Below are 16,765 nucleotides of genomic sequence, written 5' to 3'. Positions count from 1 at the left end.
TGCTCCATAATTTGGCGGACATTTTTGGAGACAATAAGCCAGTGCAGCACAACATTTAAAATCACCTATGATTGGTTTGTCTTTCCATCATGTAATGATGCGAGATGAATTGATGCTGGTCTTTAGACATGCACACATCCGTATATCAAGCTTCCTCAAACTATCCAGCTGTTATGTGATGATTCTTATGTCGAACTCACGTTAATAAATAAAGACTATTTACAGTAATTTCTAATGATTCTCGCACGCGCACAACGTTTCCTCTGCCAAATAATCACTCCTGTTACGGACACTATTGCGACTGCTATTCCTAGCAAGGAAACCAGGATACGTCCAGGCAAGCCAAGGATGCGACCGGAATGCAAGGGAAACTGGGCTTGCAAGAATAGGTCGCCCATACTGCCTGCCCCCGGGATATTGTCACCGAGAAAGGATCCGTCCTGGCCATCAAAATAAAGCCAAGGATTACCGAGAGCAAAGTTTGCGTGATCTTGACCTGGCTCATGAAATGTTACACCATAAATGCCATACTCTGGTTCATAAAACATGCCACCTGGCGGAATGTTCCAATTTCTTCTTTGCGCTTCTGTCGTGGCGAGTTGAATGATTTCATGCCGTGTGATCGAAGGTTCGATCGGCTCATCATGTGGCCTGGGGGTACGGTGCGCAAACGGATCTGGGGTGAGGGTGGAAAAGACAGAGACCAGAGGGCGCATGATTTCCTGTTTAAGGTTCATAGAAATAGCGGTTACGGCAAGTATCAATAAACAAGCCCATAACCACACCCCACCTGAGCGATGCACATCGAAATTCAGTTTGTAACCGCCTTGCTGCCAGCGGAAAGCAAATGATTTGCGCCATGCCTGAAAATGGGGAAACGAGATCCAGAGTGCAATGAAGCAATCGATTGACCATACCATCGCCAGTATGCCCATAAACAATATGCCTAATTCCAGTCCAAAAGCATCCGGGATATGCATGCTATAGTGTAATTTATACAGGAAGGGCAAGAAATTTTCCCGGCTGAGTGAGACTTCACCCCACATGCGGGTACCGCGTACTTCGCCACTTACGGGATCAAGTGCCACTTGATTGAAATCCAGCTCATATGCTTTGCCAGTATCAGGATTAAGGCGAGAGTTTACACTTAACCCAAGGTTCTGATCGGGTTCCAGGGACAACGGTAGCCAGGTAATCAGAATTTTGGGATGAGATGCTTCGAATTGGTTAGCGAGCGTCAAGGGTGGAAGCGGATTTCCCTGACTTTGTCGTTCGAATAATTGAGGGTTAAGCCACTCATCCAGCTCATGATCCCAAGAGATAATAGCGCCAGTCAATCCTGAAATGAATAGGAAGGATGCCAGAAAGAGACCCGCCCAGCGGTGCAATAGTGTGAGTAGTTGGCGACTTGCTCTGGATTTGCTGGGCTGTTTTTCCTGCTGCGTGATATCAGCAGTTATCGTGGATTCAACAAATTTTTTCATGTTTTTTCATGATGTTAAGTGACACTATTGGCAGTCACCACAGAGGGTGTGGTTATTTCAGCTTGGGTATTGGTTGCTTTTCGATGATCAAAGATCAAACGGCCATTTTCCATGCGTAGCACACGATCGGCTAAATGGAAGTAGCGGTCGTCATGTGAAATAACCAGGATGGCTTTACCCATCGCGCGCAATTCTGGAAGCAATTCATAATAAAAGATTTCCTTAAATGCTGGATCCTGATCGGCTGCCCATTCATCGAATACCAGGAAGGGTCTGTTTTCCAGATAAGCGATCACTAACGCGAGACGTTTACGTTGTCCTTGCGACAAGGTGAGCGTGGTAAAGGCGCCATCCTGGACTTTTACTTTATTTTGCAGATGAAGTTTAGCTAATAGCTGATTTCCCCTTTGATCCAAATCGTTGCCATGATCCGTTTCAAGCAGCCGCTCAAAAAGGTGAAAGTCGGAAAAAATAGTGGTAAAGAACTGTCGGTAGTAATCACGGTTTGTATCATCGATAGCTTTGCCATTAAGGCTGATGCTACCTTCTTCTGGTGGATAGAGTCCCACCAGCAATTTTGCCAAGGTCGTTTTACCACTGCCATTGCCTCCGATCAGAAAAGTGATTTCACCCGGACAGAACTGTAAATCAATTGGTCCGAGCGTAAACATTTCATCCTTTTGCTCATGATAGTAACGGTGCAACACCCTCTGTAATGCAATAGATTGCAGAGGCGGCAGATCGGTTTTGTCTGTCTGGGATTCAGAAGAGAACATGGAATGCGTAATTTCCTCAATATGATTGGCTGATACCTGAGCAAGGTTAGCCCGTGGAATATTCAACAGTAATGCTTCGAGCGGTCCTACCATATAAACGAACACCAGGGCGTAGCCCGTCATGATCAATGTCCGATCAGGTACATCGCCTACCAGCAAAAATAACACCAGACCAATAAATGCGTAAATCAGGAAATTACCCCAGCTTGCTGAGGCTACAAAAACAGACATACCAAATGTTCGCTCCTTACGTACCTTTTCGATAGAGCGTTTAAGCACATCATCATAAAAAGCAGTGCGTTTATCGCGATTGAGGCGCAATTCCTTGGCGCCGTCAGTAAGTGAACGAAAATAGGCAAATAAGTTATCTTGTTCCTGGGCGGCAATATCAAGGTGTTTAATAGCACGTAAATGGGCGAGGTGATAGCCTAGTGAACCGAACCCAATCACAGCGAGGGCGAGCAGGAATACCTGCCATGATAAAAACGCCATGTAAACCAGGCAACCAGCGACCACTACGGCGTTGGTAAGAATGACCGGAAAACTGACAAAGAATTCAGCCACTCGTGTGCAGTGTTCGGAAAGGGCAGATTGTACTCGTGCAGCGCCGAGTTGCTCGAGCTGCCGGTAATCGGCAGCAATCACTCTTTGCGCGATAAAACTGCGTAGTTCGGAGTGTGCGCGTTGCCCTAGACGTTCAAAGAGAATTGCTGCCACCATATAACTCAGCATGACACAGAGTGCCGTTACTGCAAAAATGAGTGCCATTTCATCCTGATCAGATGCTGTCGAAGTAAGTGCTTCACTGATTTGAGCAAGCAGCAGTACACTGCAAATGCCATGCACGATACTAGCAAACGAGGCACTTAACAGCAATAGTTTGGATTGATTGATAAGATACTTAAGCATGGTTTATACATAAAAGAGAGGAGATATACCAAAAAAGACGAATGGTCACGGTAAATGTTTAACACCAATATAGCCATCCTTTCACTAATTTTTACTAAAGCAGTGCATCTAGCTGCTGCTCATTGCAGACAATTTTCTCTGCTTATCAATGGCATAACTATCTTCTATTTCTTCCCTACATGCTAGATAACTAAAATTTTATAAAATATGTAAATAATAATACTTCTCATTCGTCTTCAATCAGTATAACGAGGGTTTTACCAAAATCAGTTAACTGGGAGACAAATGGAACGGTATCAATTAAACGAGCAAGCTTGTGAGACGTTATTGGAGCAGTCGATGTGTCCGGTGAACTTGTTATCTTTCCCAGATCAAACACGTTGCGTCGTTACCTGTGAAGGTACCACATTGAGCGTGCAGGGTTGCGAAAATAAAAAAAGAACGGTCTGGCATTTATATAAGCAATCTGATCAATTAACGCTAGAGTGGGCTGATCCTTATACAGCACATCCGGATGTCACTGAATTGCTGGCGGCAATTGAAACAGCATTGGTCTACTACCCCAATCAGGAAAAGTTATATCTCTCTGCACCCATTAAGCAGTGTGGTGAGTTATTCAACTCGGGGGTAGTGGTTAAGACTGAAAGCGGCCGAGATGTTGTGCATGTGGGGCTATTCTGGCAGCAGGCTAGAGTATGGCTTTCTTCATCGCGATCCCAGCCATACCCAATTTATCCTGTTTTTAGTCATGGCCGCCGCCATCCGCTACGGCCCCCCAAGCCAGCTGGCATAGTTTATCGGCGTTATATCACGTGGCTGGGGCGCACTTTGTCATTTCGAACAGTCGATCTCGCGACCGATCTCGCACGTTTCAGTCGCTGGATGAATGATCCGGTTGTGGCAGAATTCTGGCAGGAAACGGGTGATCTCGTTAAACACCGTTCATACCTCGAGGGTATCCAGAGTGATCCACATGTGATCAATCTCATCGCTTGCCTTGATGATGAACCTTTTGGTTATTTTGAAATATATTGGGCCAAAGAAGATCGGATTGCTCCCTATTATGATGTAGAAAATTTTGATCGTGGCTGGCATGTGTTAATTGGAGAGCCCCATTTACGAGGCAAACCTTTCGTAACCGCTTGGCTGCCGTCTATTTCCCACTATTTATTTCTCGATGATGATAGAACTCAGCGCATTGTCATCGAACCCCGCGCTGACAATCACAAGATGATGCGGAATCTTGCTCAATGCGGTTACGCGCTTCTCAAGGAGTTCGATTTCCCCCATAAACGCGCCATGCTCGGGATGTTGTTACGAGAACGCTTTTTTGCTGAACAATTGTGGGTGCCACGCAGCACGTTACCACTCCATTCTGTTTTTTTATCCTGAGGATTTCATCATGAAAGTTTACGATTTGATCGGTATTGGCTTTGGCCCATCCAATATAGCGCTTGCTATTACGCTCCAAGAAAAAAAGCAAGCTGGTTATAACATCGAGTCTTTTTTCATTGAGAAACAACCCAGTTTTGCCTGGCATGCCAACATGATGCTGAATAACGCGCATATGCAGGTTTCTTTTCTCAAGGATTTGGCTACGATGCGCAATCCTTCAAGTCATTTCACGTTTATCAATTATCTCCATCAAAAGAACCGGTTGCAGGATTTTATCAATCTCAAGACCTTTTTCCCGAGTCGCCATGAATTCAATGATTATCTGTCATGGGCAGCATCGCATTTTGACCACTGTTGCGCTTATGGCGAGGAAGTAATCGAGATATTACCGGAAAAACGTGGAGAGGAGACTGTGCTGCTGCGTATCCGTTCGCGCGATAGTGAACAAATTATGCACGAGCGATTGGCACGAAATTTGGTAATCAGTATCGGCGGTCAGCCGAGAATTCCAGATAGTTTCTTGTCACTCAAGGGTGATCCACGTGTATTTCATTCCAGTAGTTATCTGCAAGAGATTAAACAATTTCCCTCAGCCAATAGGATTGCAGTAGTGGGAGGGGGGCAAAGTGCAGCAGAAATTTTCATGGATTTGCATGATCGTTTCCAGACAACTCAGGTTGATCTGATTATGCGTGCGCGCTCGATTAAGCCATCGGATGACAGTCCATTCGTCAATGAGATTTTCAATGCTGACTTCACGGATTTTGTTTTTAATAGCTCTGAGCAAGATCGCGCTGAAATCCTTAATGACTTCTGGCATACCAACTATGCCGCGCCTGATCTGGTTTTAATTGAACAAATTTTCAATGTGCTTTACCGGCAGAAAGTGTCAGGTAGCGAGCGCCATCGTTTTCTGCGGCGACATGAAGTCAGGCAGGCGCTTTCCCTGCAAGAAGGTATTCAGTTTGTTTTACATGATATGAATACCCATTGTGAACGAACAGAAACTTATGAAGCTGTGGTGCTTGCCACGGGCTATCACCGGGATCATCACAAATCCTTGTTAGCGCCACTCACTCCCTATTTCGGAGATTTTACGGTGGACCGTCAATACCGACTATGCAGTACACCTAATTTCAAGCCAGCGGTTTTTCTGCAAGGTGCTTGTGAATCAAGCCATGGATTGAGCGATACCTTGCTCTCAGTAACAGCTGTACGAACGAACGAAATTGCTCAGGCACTCATGAATAACTCTAATCAAACAAGCGTTATGCAGGCAAAACGTGGAATTTCTACAGCATTCGCTTAATAGGTAATATTTCTTAAACTAGTCAGCATATTAATATGAATAGCATCATAACGCCTCCCGAAGGAACAATTAAACTAAAAAACGTAATCCTATTATCAGCCGTGCAACTGGCGTTATTGACAATATCACTCAATAGTTCTGCAGAACCAAAACAAATAGCGGATAAAGCAGCAGAAGCAAAAAAACCACAGTCAGAGACTACTGCCAGCTCAACTGAGCCAGACGCGGATAAGTCGAATGTCACCGTATTACCTGCGGTGACAGTTAAAGGCAAAGCATCTGATCAGATTAATGGTTATGCTGCCAAACGCAGTATGACTGGGACCAAGACAGATACGCCGATTATTGAAATCCCGCAATCGATCTCGGTGGTTACGCGTGATGAGCTTGATATGCGCAGCGTACAGAATTTTACTGAAGCTTTACGCTATACACCGGGTGTTACCGTTGATAACTTCGGGTTTGAGGGGCGTGGCTTTGAAAATCTATTCATGCGTGGTTTCGATGCATTGAACACTGCAAATTTTCGTGATGGCTTGAGTAATCAAGGGACTGGTTTGTTTTTTGGTTCTTATATTACCGATCCCTATGGATTGGAACGAATTGATGTGCTACGCGGACCATCCTCGATATTATTTGGTCGTGGTGATGCAGGGGGGATCGTCAATCGTGTGACCAAGCGTCCCAGTGCTGATCCAATCCGGGAAATAGAGTTGCAGTATGGCAATTTTGACCGTAAACGGGTTGCTGCCGATTTAGGATTCACAAACAGTGATGGCACGTTGATGTTCCGTCTTGTAAGCTTGGGACTGGATACGGATACGCAGGTTAAATTTCCCAATACTGGCGGAGATCGCGCATTTCTTAGACGCTTTTATATTGCTCCTTCGGTGACTTGGCGGCCAACAGTAAACACGACTATCACGCTCATGGGCGATGTGCTTAACAATCGTACGAATTCATCCGCTTTTTATCTAGGAGACCCGGGTGGCAGACGTACCAATGTTCTGGTAGTAGATCCAGAATTTGTTAGATACTCGACAAATCAATCTTCTTTCAGCTATCAGATCGAGCATCACTTTAATGAGATGTTTACGGCACGACAGAATTTTCGCCATACGGATCAAGACGGGCGGTTTAATGATTTCTTTCCGCTCGGCTATAATACGGTTGATCAACCTACATTGCAGGATCGTTCGGCCTTTATTACAAGAGAACGGCTGAATCAGACAGTAATCGACACCCATTTACAGACTAAACTCAATACTGGTCCAGTCCATCATACGGTGCTTACAGGAGTAGACTGGAATGTAACCAATGCTTCACTCAAATTCTTTGAAGGAAGCCAGGATGGCTCTGTTACACCTGGCATCGACATTCTTAATCCGGTGTACTCACTACCGATTGCTAAGCCTGATATCTTGGGTACCCATGCCAAGCAGAAAATTAATCAATTTGGTGTTTATTTACAAGACCAAATTCGATACGATGACAATTGGATTCTGACCTTAAGTGGTCGTTATGACAGAATTCATTCTACTGATAACGATCTTCTGAGTGCTGTCACAACAAAAGCCAAACAGGATGCATTTACCGGCCGGGCTGGTTTAACCTATCGGTTTGCTAATGGCATTGCCCCTTATGTGAGTTATTCACAATCATTCTTACCACAACCGGGTTTTGATTCCAGCAATAATCCATTTGATCCAACGCGTGGGGCTCAATATGAAGTGGGGGTTAAATACCAGCCAGTGGGTGGCAGAAGCCTCTATACACTTGCATTATTTGATCTGACTAAAACCAATGTACTGACACGTGATCCCAATGATCCGTTTCGTAGCATACAAACAGGCGAGATCGGTTCGCGCGGCGCTGAACTGGAAGCTAAAGCAGAGCTGTTACCTGACCTGTTACCTGGCTTGAATTTTATTGGCTCATTTACCTATCAGGAAGTAACCGTTACCAAAAGCAACGATATCGACTTAGACAAAATGCCTATTTTAGTGCCTAATACCATGGCTTCGGCCTGGCTGGATTATTCTTTCAGGAGTCTGGGCATAGATTGGCTGCGGGGATTAGGGATCGGAGGAGGCGTTCGTTATGTCGGTAGAGTATACAATGATCCGGAAAATACCAGTACGACCCCGGCATTTACTTTATTCGATGCCACGCTGCGCTACGATTATGGACCTTGGCTATTTAATATTAACGCTAGCAATATTTTTAATAACCAATATGTATCGTCTAATCTTGGTGGTAATTTTTTTCTTGGAACACAACGAACCGTCGTAGGAACTTTGAAATATAGATTCTAGTTGGTGTTAGGTTGTATTCGTATCCTTGCCAGGCGATAGCGCTGGATTTTATTAACTATCGGAGAAGATTGAATGTCGCTTGACCCGGATCTCGCTGCATTTCTTGAATTGGTTGAAGCTAATGTCATGAGCGGAAGTAAACCCAGCATGCATGAGTTAACACCTGCGCAGGCGCGGGTAGAATATGATGCTTCAACGCAGATATTGGATGTTCCTGGGATGGCTGTTGAGAGTGTGACCTCTATCAGTATTCCATGCCGAGATGGTCAGCACATCCATGCACGGTTTTATAAGCCAATTAAGTTAGCAGAAGAAAAGGGACCTTTACCAGTATTACTCTATTTTCATGGTGGAGGATATTGTGTAGGCGGACTGGATTCTCATGATTCTTTGTGTCGATCTTTGGCGGCATTAACGCCCTGCTGTGTGCTCAATGTTGCCTATCGGCTGGCACCTGAATATCGCTTCCCGACAGCTGTTTATGATGCACAGGATGCCTATCAGTGGATGTTATCAGCAGGTACTGAATATAATTGGGATATTACACGTATTGCTGTGGGAGGAGATAGTGCGGGTGGGACGCTGGCAACCGGGCTGTGTTTAGCATCGCGTGATAGCAGTTGGCCACAACCTGTATATCAGGTATTGCTTTATCCTTGTACCAGCGCATGGCAGAATACCGAGTCGCATCGTCGTTTTGCACAAGGCTATCTGCTTGAAGCAACAACTCTGCAATGGATGTTTACTCATTATTTACGTGATGCAGCAGATCGAAAAGATTGGCGTTTTGCGCCTCTTGAAGCGAGTAATCTGAGTGGTCTCGCTCCTTCCTTTCTGATTCTAGCCGAATATGACCCCCTGATAGATGAAGGTATTGCATATGCCGATCGGCTCAAGGCTGCAGATGTTTCCACGCTCGTCAGAATTTATCCTGGAATGACGCATGATTTCGCGCGTCTTGGAAGCATTGTTAATGAGGCTTATCAGGTACGTAAGGATATCGCTAATGCGCTCGCTAATGAGTTTTACCCAAACCGGAATAACTGTTAGATCAGATATGCATCTTTATCCTTCAGCGTTTATTAGACATTTTTATAACTAGAATCGGATGGATTAAGTGATTAGGATTTTTATTTGCATCATCCTTTTTCTTATCCTGACAGGTTGTAACATGCTGCCGCAGCGACATGTTGAGGAAGTAGGCGCAGAGATACCAGATCAATGGGTTGAGGATAAAGCACTCGGCCAACCGATGCCGACTAAATGGGTAGAAACTTTTGGTGATCCTCAGCTAAGTGCTTTGGTTGACAATGCGCTGGCTGATAATTATGAACTGAAAGCGGCAGCAGCAAGGGTCGATGCAGCGATAGCCCAGGCACGAATTGATGGATCAGGCCGTTGGCCGCAGCTTTTTCTCACAGCTGAACATGAGCGAGCTCAAATTCGGGAAGCAGGGTTTGGATCATCAAGATTCGATGTATTTGAAGTTCTGTTCGGGATGAGTTGGGAATTGGATGTTTGGGGGAGAATACGTGATTTTCAGCAGGCTGCAGTTTTGGAAGCTGATGCAACCGCTGTCGATTATTATGGAGTAAAACTGTCCTTGGCAGCACGGGTAGCACAAAGCTATTTTGAGTTAGTTGAAGCAAATCTGCAGGCAAAGGTGGTCGAGCAATCGGTCAAAGATCGAACTATTATAGTGAGTTTAGTCCGGGGACGTTTCCAACGAGGTCTGGAGCGCGGTCTCGACTTACGCCTGGCCCTCACTGATTTGGCCAATGCAGAAGCGCAACTCAAGCAAACGCGTAATAGAATACAGATGATCACGCGCCGCCTGGAAATTTTACTGGGACGTTATCCGGGTGGAAATGAAATAGATGCTATAGCCTTGCCGCAATTGCCTGTTGATATCCCTGCTGGATTACCTTCCGAATTACTAGAACGGAGACCGGACGTAGTTGCAGCATTTGACCGTCTGCAGGCTGCAGATTTCCGAACAGCCAGCTCGAAAAAACTGCGTCTGCCGCGTATTACCCTGACTGCTGCCGGCGGGACGCGCAGCAGCGATCTGACTGAACTGATTGACCCTAAGGCAGTGGCTTGGAATGTATTTGTCGGACTCATGCAACCTCTGTTTACCGGAGGACGTATCCAAGGTGAAATTTTCCGGAATCAGGCACGCGCAGAGGAAGCACTGAATTTTTACAAAAATACCGCACTTAATGCTTTCCGCGAAGTTGAACAAGCGCTGGCAGCAGAAGAGTGGCTACGGCAACAAGAAGCGTCCCTTAGGAAAGCGGTTGAACAAACTGAATCCAGCCAGAGATTGGCTGTTTATTCTTATCGTAACAATCTGATCGGAATTCTCACCTTACTCGACAGTTACCGCAGCACACTCAATGCACAGAGCGCCCATTTGTCTGTCACTCGGCAGTTACTTAGCAATCGCATCAATCTTTATTTGGCTCTGGGTGGAGATGTGTAACGAGGCAGATGCAGTGATCCGAAACCGGTATTTAATCGTTACTACTCCATGAAAACACGCCAGCAATTACTCATCGCGCTACTGATTGCGATTGGGGGGGGACTGGCTGCCTTTGCCATTGTTACTTCACCGCCGCAAACCGAGCAGCAGGAGGATATTGTTACACCGCTATCCGTTCAGGTCATCAAAGTAAAGCCTCAGCGGCTGCGTATGGATGTCCGGTCGCGAGGGCGTGTCATGGCGCAAACAGAAATAGACCTGGTGACTGGTGTCTCAGGCAATATCATCAAAATATCACCTGAATTTGTCAGCGGTGGATTCTTCAAGAAAGGGGATTTGCTGATTTCAATCGATCCAGCAGAATATGATTTGCGGGTAGCGCAAGCACAAGCCAGGGTAATGGAAGCCCAGTATCAGCTGACACGAGAAGAAGCAGAAGCGGAACAGGCACGTGATGAATGGCAACATCTCGGACAGGGAAAGCCTAATTCGTTAAATCTGAGGATTCCGCAGCTTAAGGAAAAGAAAGCTAAGCTGGCAGCAGAGCGAGAAGAGCTGAAGAATGCCAGGTTATTACGTCAACGCACAGATATACGCGCTCCTTTTAATGGTCGGGTACGTAATAAGGAAGTAGGGATGGGTCAGTATCTGAGTAGCGGTGCGGTATTGGGAAGAATTTACAGCAGTGATCTGGCCGAAGTGCGCTTGCCATTAAGCACACATGAACTTGCTTTCATCGATTTCTCAGACTCCCCCACTCGTAATGAATCCAGGCAGGGTGCACCAGTAAGGTTCACAGCAAACTACCAGGGGCAGCAACAAACCTGGCTAGGCCATATTGTGCGAAGCGAAGGCGTGGTTGAGCAAGATACCGGCATGGTAGTGCTGGTTGCACAAATCCCGGATCCATTCGGTCTTGGCGCAAAAAAAATTAACTCGTCTGGCACAGAAAGCACGAAATCGTTTACTACTAGTTTACCGGTAGGCTTGTACGTAGAAGCCACCATTGAAGGGCGCTGGTTTGAAGATTTTGTTATTTTACCTGCCAGTGCATTACGCAATAATAATCGGGTAGTTATCGTTGATCAGAAACAGCAGTTACGTTTCCGCACAGTGGAAGTACTCAGTAGAGAACGAGAACAAGTGATCATTAAAACGGGATTACAGGAAGGAGAATATGTGCTTGTGTCCGGCCTGCATCATCCGGTTGAGGGAATAGAAGTCATCCCTACTGAGATTGTTCCATGAAACTGATCATCTGGTTTGCCAGGAACCCTATTGCTGCCAATTTGCTCATGCTGATTATTGTCGCAGGCGGATTGATGGGGCTAACCGTGTCCAAGCGCTATACTGTTCCCCCTGCACCACAGAATCAACTGAAAATCGAGATGGGCTATCCTGGCGCAGGACCTGCAGAAGTGGAGCAAGCGCTATGCATTCCTATTGAGGAAGCTATCCATGATTTGGAAGGCGTTCGGCATATCAATACCGTTGCTAACCAGGCAGAATGCGAAATTATCGTTGAGTTTGATCCCTCGATTGAAACGACACGTTTCCAGTCTGCCGTGCAGGCTAGGATGGATCGCATTACGTCTTTTCCAAAAGAAGCTGAGAAGCTGAAAATTCAGGAAATGAAAATCGGCACAACTGCAGTAACTATAATGGTGCATGGTGAGGTTGGTATGCTAGCCCTAATGCGTCAACGCGATCGATTGCAAGCCATGCTAAGCAAACACCCGGATATCGGATTATTGACACCTTGGCCGAAACCTCCTTATGAAATATCGATTGAAATCACAGAATCTAATTTACGCCGCTATGCGCTGACTTTTGAGGAAATTGCCGAGGCTATTCGGGCTGCATCTAATAACATACCGGCAGGAGAGCTTAAGCAATCCGATAGCAAACTGCTATTGCGAAGTAAGAATCAGGCCATGTCTTTGGCTGATTATGCTGCGATCAAGCTACGATCTGAACCGCATGGTGCGCACTTGCTGCTTGGTGATATTGCGCAGATTCGCGAAATAGTGAGTGAAAAAGATTTTTTGGCAAGAATCGATGGCAAGCCGGCTGCGCAGCTCTTCGTAATGTCAAAAGACCGGATTGCGACAACTGTCGAAGCGGTCAATGAAATCATTGAAGCATTCCGCCCTGACTTGCCTGATGGCATTGGCATTTCAACGTGGGATGACTGGTCAAAATATTACAAACATAATATGTCCATGTTATGGGAAAACGCAGTATCAGGTTTTATTCTGGTTTTTCTGATATTGATGTTTACCATGCGGTTTTATCTGGCGTTATGGGTAAGCAGTGGTATTTTGATCTCATTGCTAGGAGCACTTTGGCTGATGCCGATGCTGGGAATTTCTTTAAATACTTATTCGATTGCCGCTCTGATTCTTATCCTGGGTGTCTTAGCGGATGATGCTATTATTGTAGGTGAGAATATTTACACGCATCAGCAGCGGGGACGTCCCGGTTTAGCGGGTGCAATCAGTGGCACACTCGAGGTGGCACCCCTAGTGGTGTTGATGGTGTTGTCCACGATGATTGCTTTTGTTCCCGGCCTTTTGTTGCCGGGGCTCAGCGGCTATCTGATGTACAACATATGTCTGGTGGTTATTGTAACTTTGGCATTTTCCATGTTGGAAGCACTTTTGATCTTGCCTTCGCACTTGGCAGCCAGCTTCCCTTCAAAAACAGATCGTAATATCTGGTCCGCTGCTATGAGTTCTGTGCAAGATCGAGTGGATAGAGGATTGCAATGGTTTATTGATGATGTCTATGCGCCACTACTGAAAGGACTGGTACGGCTTCGTTATATCACGCTATCCGTGTTTGCCATTATATTACTGATTACTGCTGCACTCGTTTTTTCCGGACGTATTCAAAGCGTGATGGAAGCACCTGTCAATGACTATTATTTGTTTGCCATTCTCCAACTTCCGCCGGGCACCCCATTTGAGGAAGTTGATTATCAAATAATGCGGCTGGAGCGCATTGCCAGTGAGATGCGCTCTGAGTTAAACACAGAGTTTGGAATCGACGAATCGACTAAATTAAAAGACAGTTTTCAGCATATTATTGCTGTCAGCGACGACAATACCGGATTTGTTGATATCGAAATAGCGATTGATGAGCGTATTCGTTCCCGGATGGATAGCATGAAGAAACAATGGCAGGAGCGATTCGGTGAGCTTCCTTCCGGTGCGACGCTGTCTTTCCAGACTTTCTGGCCCAAAGATCTTGGCATGCCAACGACGCATTCTGCAAAAGCGATTGAATTGAAATTGGTTGCCTCAGATGCTGCGCTACAAAGCACAGTCGGTGAAATTCTTAAAACCAAACTTTCTTCTTATGCTGGCGTGCACAGCGTAACAAGTTCTATGCAAACAGGTAAATCCGAGTTGCGCCTCAAGCTTAAACCAGAAGCAGCATTTTATGGATTAACAATGCAGAGTCTAGGTGAGCAAGTTCGCCATGGATTTTTTGGGCTGGAAGTACAGCGCTTTTTTCTGGATCGGGATGAAGTGAGGGTGATGCTACGCTTTCCTGCCGAGCATCGCCGTTCTCTGGATGATTTATACCGCATGCCAATCAGCTTGACCAATGGCAATACTGTTCCGTTCACCACAGTAGCAGAAGCTGAATATACTGCCGGTTTTGCGAGCATTACCCGGCAAAGCCGGGAACGAATTCAATTAATCAGTGCTGATATCTTTAAAGGAGAGGCCCACGTTGAAGCTATTCTTGCCGATTTGCGTGCAAATGTGATTCCCGAACTGGAAGCGCAATATCCCGGACTAAGAATTGAACCAGGTCAAACTCGGCAAAAACAAGAAAAAGCAATGTCGGATCTATGGAGTTATGGAGCGCTGGCATTACTGGGAATTTACGCGCTGTTGGCAATACCCCTGCGTTCTTATGCGCAACCGCTCATCATTATGCTAGCCATTCCTTTTGGTTTTATCGGCTCAGTAGCAGGTCATCTGTTATTGAAAATTCCTCTATCGTTGGAATCTTATGTCGCTTTATTTGCCGTAGGAGGGGTTGCCATCAACGATAGCCTGATATTGATTGCGAAAATCAATGAAATTCTCCAGAAAAACATACCGATTTATAAAGCAGTAATTTTGGCGGGTAAATCACGCTTCCGTGCGATATTTCTTACCACAGTAACGACTGTGATGGGATTGCTGCCTCTCATGAGCGAGCAAAGCTCCGATGCGGAGAAACTGATGCCAATGGTCATTTCGCTTGCATTTGGTCAAATTTTCTCAGCATTTGTTACTTTATTGCTGGTGCCCGTTAGTTGTGTTGTCTTAAAGAAAGTATCCGGCCAGAAGAAAATTCATAAACAGATACGTGGACTCTCAAGTTGAAATCTTAGAAAAAATGACATCGTCACCATTACTATTGAAACAGCTCTGGCATACGCCATTGGTAAATGCCGTCAATCAGGAAATCGTCTACCGTGATCAACTGCGCCTGAGTTATCGCGATGTATATACGCGGATTGGTCAATTTGGCGCTGCATTGAGAGCTTCTTGTGTCCGCCGGGGAGAGGTGATCGCGGTCATGGATCATGATAGTCACCGTTATCTTGAATGCTATTTCGCGATACCGATGTATGGCGCGGTTATGATGACGGTCAACACCAAGCTGACACCGGCACAGATTGCTTATACCCTGAATCATTCGGGTGCCGCTATATTGTTGCTACATGCTGATTTCATACCGGTTATCGAAAATATCCGTACAAATTTATCTAACATAAAAAAAATTATCGTTATGACGGAGGGAGCGACAGTGCCACAAACCTCTTTGCAATTTGATGATGAATACGAAAACTGGCTAGCTGACCGGGCCGATGATTTCTGCTTTGCGGATTTTGATGAGAATATGCGGGCGACGGTTTTCTATACCACCGGTACGACCGGCGCGCCCAAAGGTGTTTACTATACACATAGGCAACTGGTGCTGCACACGCTGGCAGCTGGTATGGCGTTAGCTGCACCGGCTGCACGACAACGCCTCCATAACGAAGATGTATATATGCCGGTTACTCCGATGTTTCATGTGCATGCATGGGGCATTCCTTATATCGCTACGCTGCTAGGTGTGAAACAGGTTTATCCGGGACGTTATACACCTGACATGCTGCTGAAACTGATTCGTGAAGAGCGAGTTACTTTCTCGCATTGTGTTCCTACTTTATTAAGAATGATATTGACTGCAGCGCAATCATCCGGTGTGGATCTTTGTGGTTGGAAAGTGGTCGTTGGCGGATCCGCATTGCCGCAAGCGCTAGCTAAACTAGCACTGGAAATGGGGGTCGATTGTTTTTCCGGCTATGGTTTATCAGAAACTGCTCCTATTTTGACATTGGCACAATTAAATACCCTTGACAGTGTACGAGAGTCGGTTACGGATGACGCGCTGTCTACATTATGCTGCGCCGGGCGTGCAATACCGCTGGTGGATTTACGGATCGTCGATGACACGATGCATCCGCAGGTTCATGATGGACAAGGCAGCGGTGAAATCATCGTACGTGCACCTTGGCTGACGCAGGGTTATCTAAATAATCCTGAAGCCAGCACAGTGCTTTGGCAAGGTGGTTATTTACATACGCAGGATATCGGCACCATTGATCAGGATGGTTATTTGTACATTACTGACCGTCTGAAAGACGTCATTAAAGTTGCCGGTGAATGGGTGTCATCACTGGAATTGGAAAACGCCTTGACCTTGGTTGCAGGCGTCAAGGAAGTTGCCGTGATCGGCGTACCGGATAAGCGCTGGGGTGAGCGTCCGATGGCATTGCTGGTCGTGGATAAAGCTTTGTTTAGAGAGTCGGTTATTCATGATCAAATGCGCTCACTAATTGAGTGTGGATCGATTTCAAAACACGCGCTACTCACGCAATTTAAATTAGTTGAAGTCATAGCCAAAACCAGTGTCGGCAAAATAGATAAAAAAGCTTTGCGTGCTGAGCATGCTACTGTGCCTTAAATAGCCTGTATTTCCAGATCCTCATCAACAAATATATTTTGATTTCATTAGATAATCAGCTCCCATTGAGAAAA

At 45.8% G+C, this 16,765-nt stretch carries 10 protein-coding genes; 8 read left to right on the top strand and 2 right to left on the bottom strand.

Features of this window, described 5'->3' with window-relative positions; all coding sequences use genetic code 11:
• Positions 1 to 215: 215 nt before the first annotated feature.
• Together AAW31_RS12810 and AAW31_RS12805 are read right to left on the bottom strand one after the other, a co-directional pair.
• On the bottom strand, positions 216 to 1,484 hold the full coding sequence (locus tag AAW31_RS12810; protein ID WP_082110452.1) for a PepSY-associated TM helix domain-containing protein: 1,269 nt from the start codon (positions 1,482 to 1,484) through the stop codon (positions 216 to 218).
• 14 nt (positions 1,485 to 1,498) lie between these two features.
• Positions 1,499 to 3,169, bottom strand: a complete 1,671-nt coding sequence (locus tag AAW31_RS12805) for a cyclic peptide export ABC transporter (protein WP_046850515.1) — start codon at positions 3,167 to 3,169, stop codon at positions 1,499 to 1,501.
• Positions 3,170 to 3,454: 285 nt separating this feature from the next.
• Here AAW31_RS12805 and AAW31_RS12800 point away from each other — a divergent pair, with 285 nt between their 5' ends.
• From AAW31_RS12800 to AAW31_RS12765, 8 genes are all read left to right on the top strand, one after another.
• On the top strand, positions 3,455 to 4,561 hold the full coding sequence (locus tag AAW31_RS12800) for a GNAT family N-acetyltransferase (protein ID WP_144412960.1): 1,107 nt from the start codon (positions 3,455 to 3,457) through the stop codon (positions 4,559 to 4,561).
• 10 nt (positions 4,562 to 4,571) lie between these two features.
• Complete coding sequence (locus tag AAW31_RS12795) at positions 4,572 to 5,873, top strand: lysine N(6)-hydroxylase/L-ornithine N(5)-oxygenase family protein (protein ID WP_046850514.1); 1,302 nt, start codon at positions 4,572 to 4,574, stop codon at positions 5,871 to 5,873.
• A gap of 35 nt (positions 5,874 to 5,908) precedes the next feature.
• On the top strand, positions 5,909 to 8,188 hold the full coding sequence (locus AAW31_RS12790) for a TonB-dependent siderophore receptor (RefSeq protein WP_052752248.1): 2,280 nt from the start codon (positions 5,909 to 5,911) through the stop codon (positions 8,186 to 8,188).
• Between the two features lie 72 nt (positions 8,189 to 8,260).
• Complete coding sequence (locus AAW31_RS12785) at positions 8,261 to 9,238, top strand: alpha/beta hydrolase (protein ID WP_046850513.1); 978 nt, start codon at positions 8,261 to 8,263, stop codon at positions 9,236 to 9,238.
• Between the two features lie 67 nt (positions 9,239 to 9,305).
• The gene (locus AAW31_RS12780) at positions 9,306 to 10,673 is read left to right on the top strand and encodes an efflux transporter outer membrane subunit (RefSeq protein WP_046850512.1); all 1,368 of its coding nucleotides are present in this window, start codon (positions 9,306 to 9,308) and stop codon (positions 10,671 to 10,673) included.
• A 48-nt stretch (positions 10,674 to 10,721) separates the two neighbouring features.
• Positions 10,722 to 11,921 carry an efflux RND transporter periplasmic adaptor subunit gene (locus AAW31_RS12775; RefSeq protein WP_046850511.1) on the top strand — a complete coding sequence of 400 codons (1,200 nt, stop codon included), beginning with the start codon at positions 10,722 to 10,724 and terminating at the stop codon, positions 11,919 to 11,921.
• The gene (locus AAW31_RS12770) at positions 11,918 to 15,058 is read left to right on the top strand and encodes an efflux RND transporter permease subunit (protein WP_046850510.1); all 3,141 of its coding nucleotides are present in this window, start codon (positions 11,918 to 11,920) and stop codon (positions 15,056 to 15,058) included. Before AAW31_RS12775 ends, AAW31_RS12770 begins: the two co-directional genes overlap by 4 nt.
• A gap of 13 nt (positions 15,059 to 15,071) precedes the next feature.
• Positions 15,072 to 16,691 carry a fatty acid--CoA ligase gene (locus AAW31_RS12765; protein ID WP_046850509.1) on the top strand — a complete coding sequence of 540 codons (1,620 nt, stop codon included), beginning with the start codon at positions 15,072 to 15,074 and terminating at the stop codon, positions 16,689 to 16,691.
• The last annotated feature ends 74 nt before the right edge of the window (positions 16,692 to 16,765 follow it).

The sequence above is a fragment of the Nitrosomonas communis genome (assembly GCF_001007935.1).
Classification (GTDB): domain Bacteria; phylum Pseudomonadota; class Gammaproteobacteria; order Burkholderiales; family Nitrosomonadaceae; genus Nitrosomonas; species Nitrosomonas communis.
The sequence above is the reverse complement of the archived record's forward strand: the minus strand, read 5'-3'. Positions and strand labels throughout refer to the sequence as shown.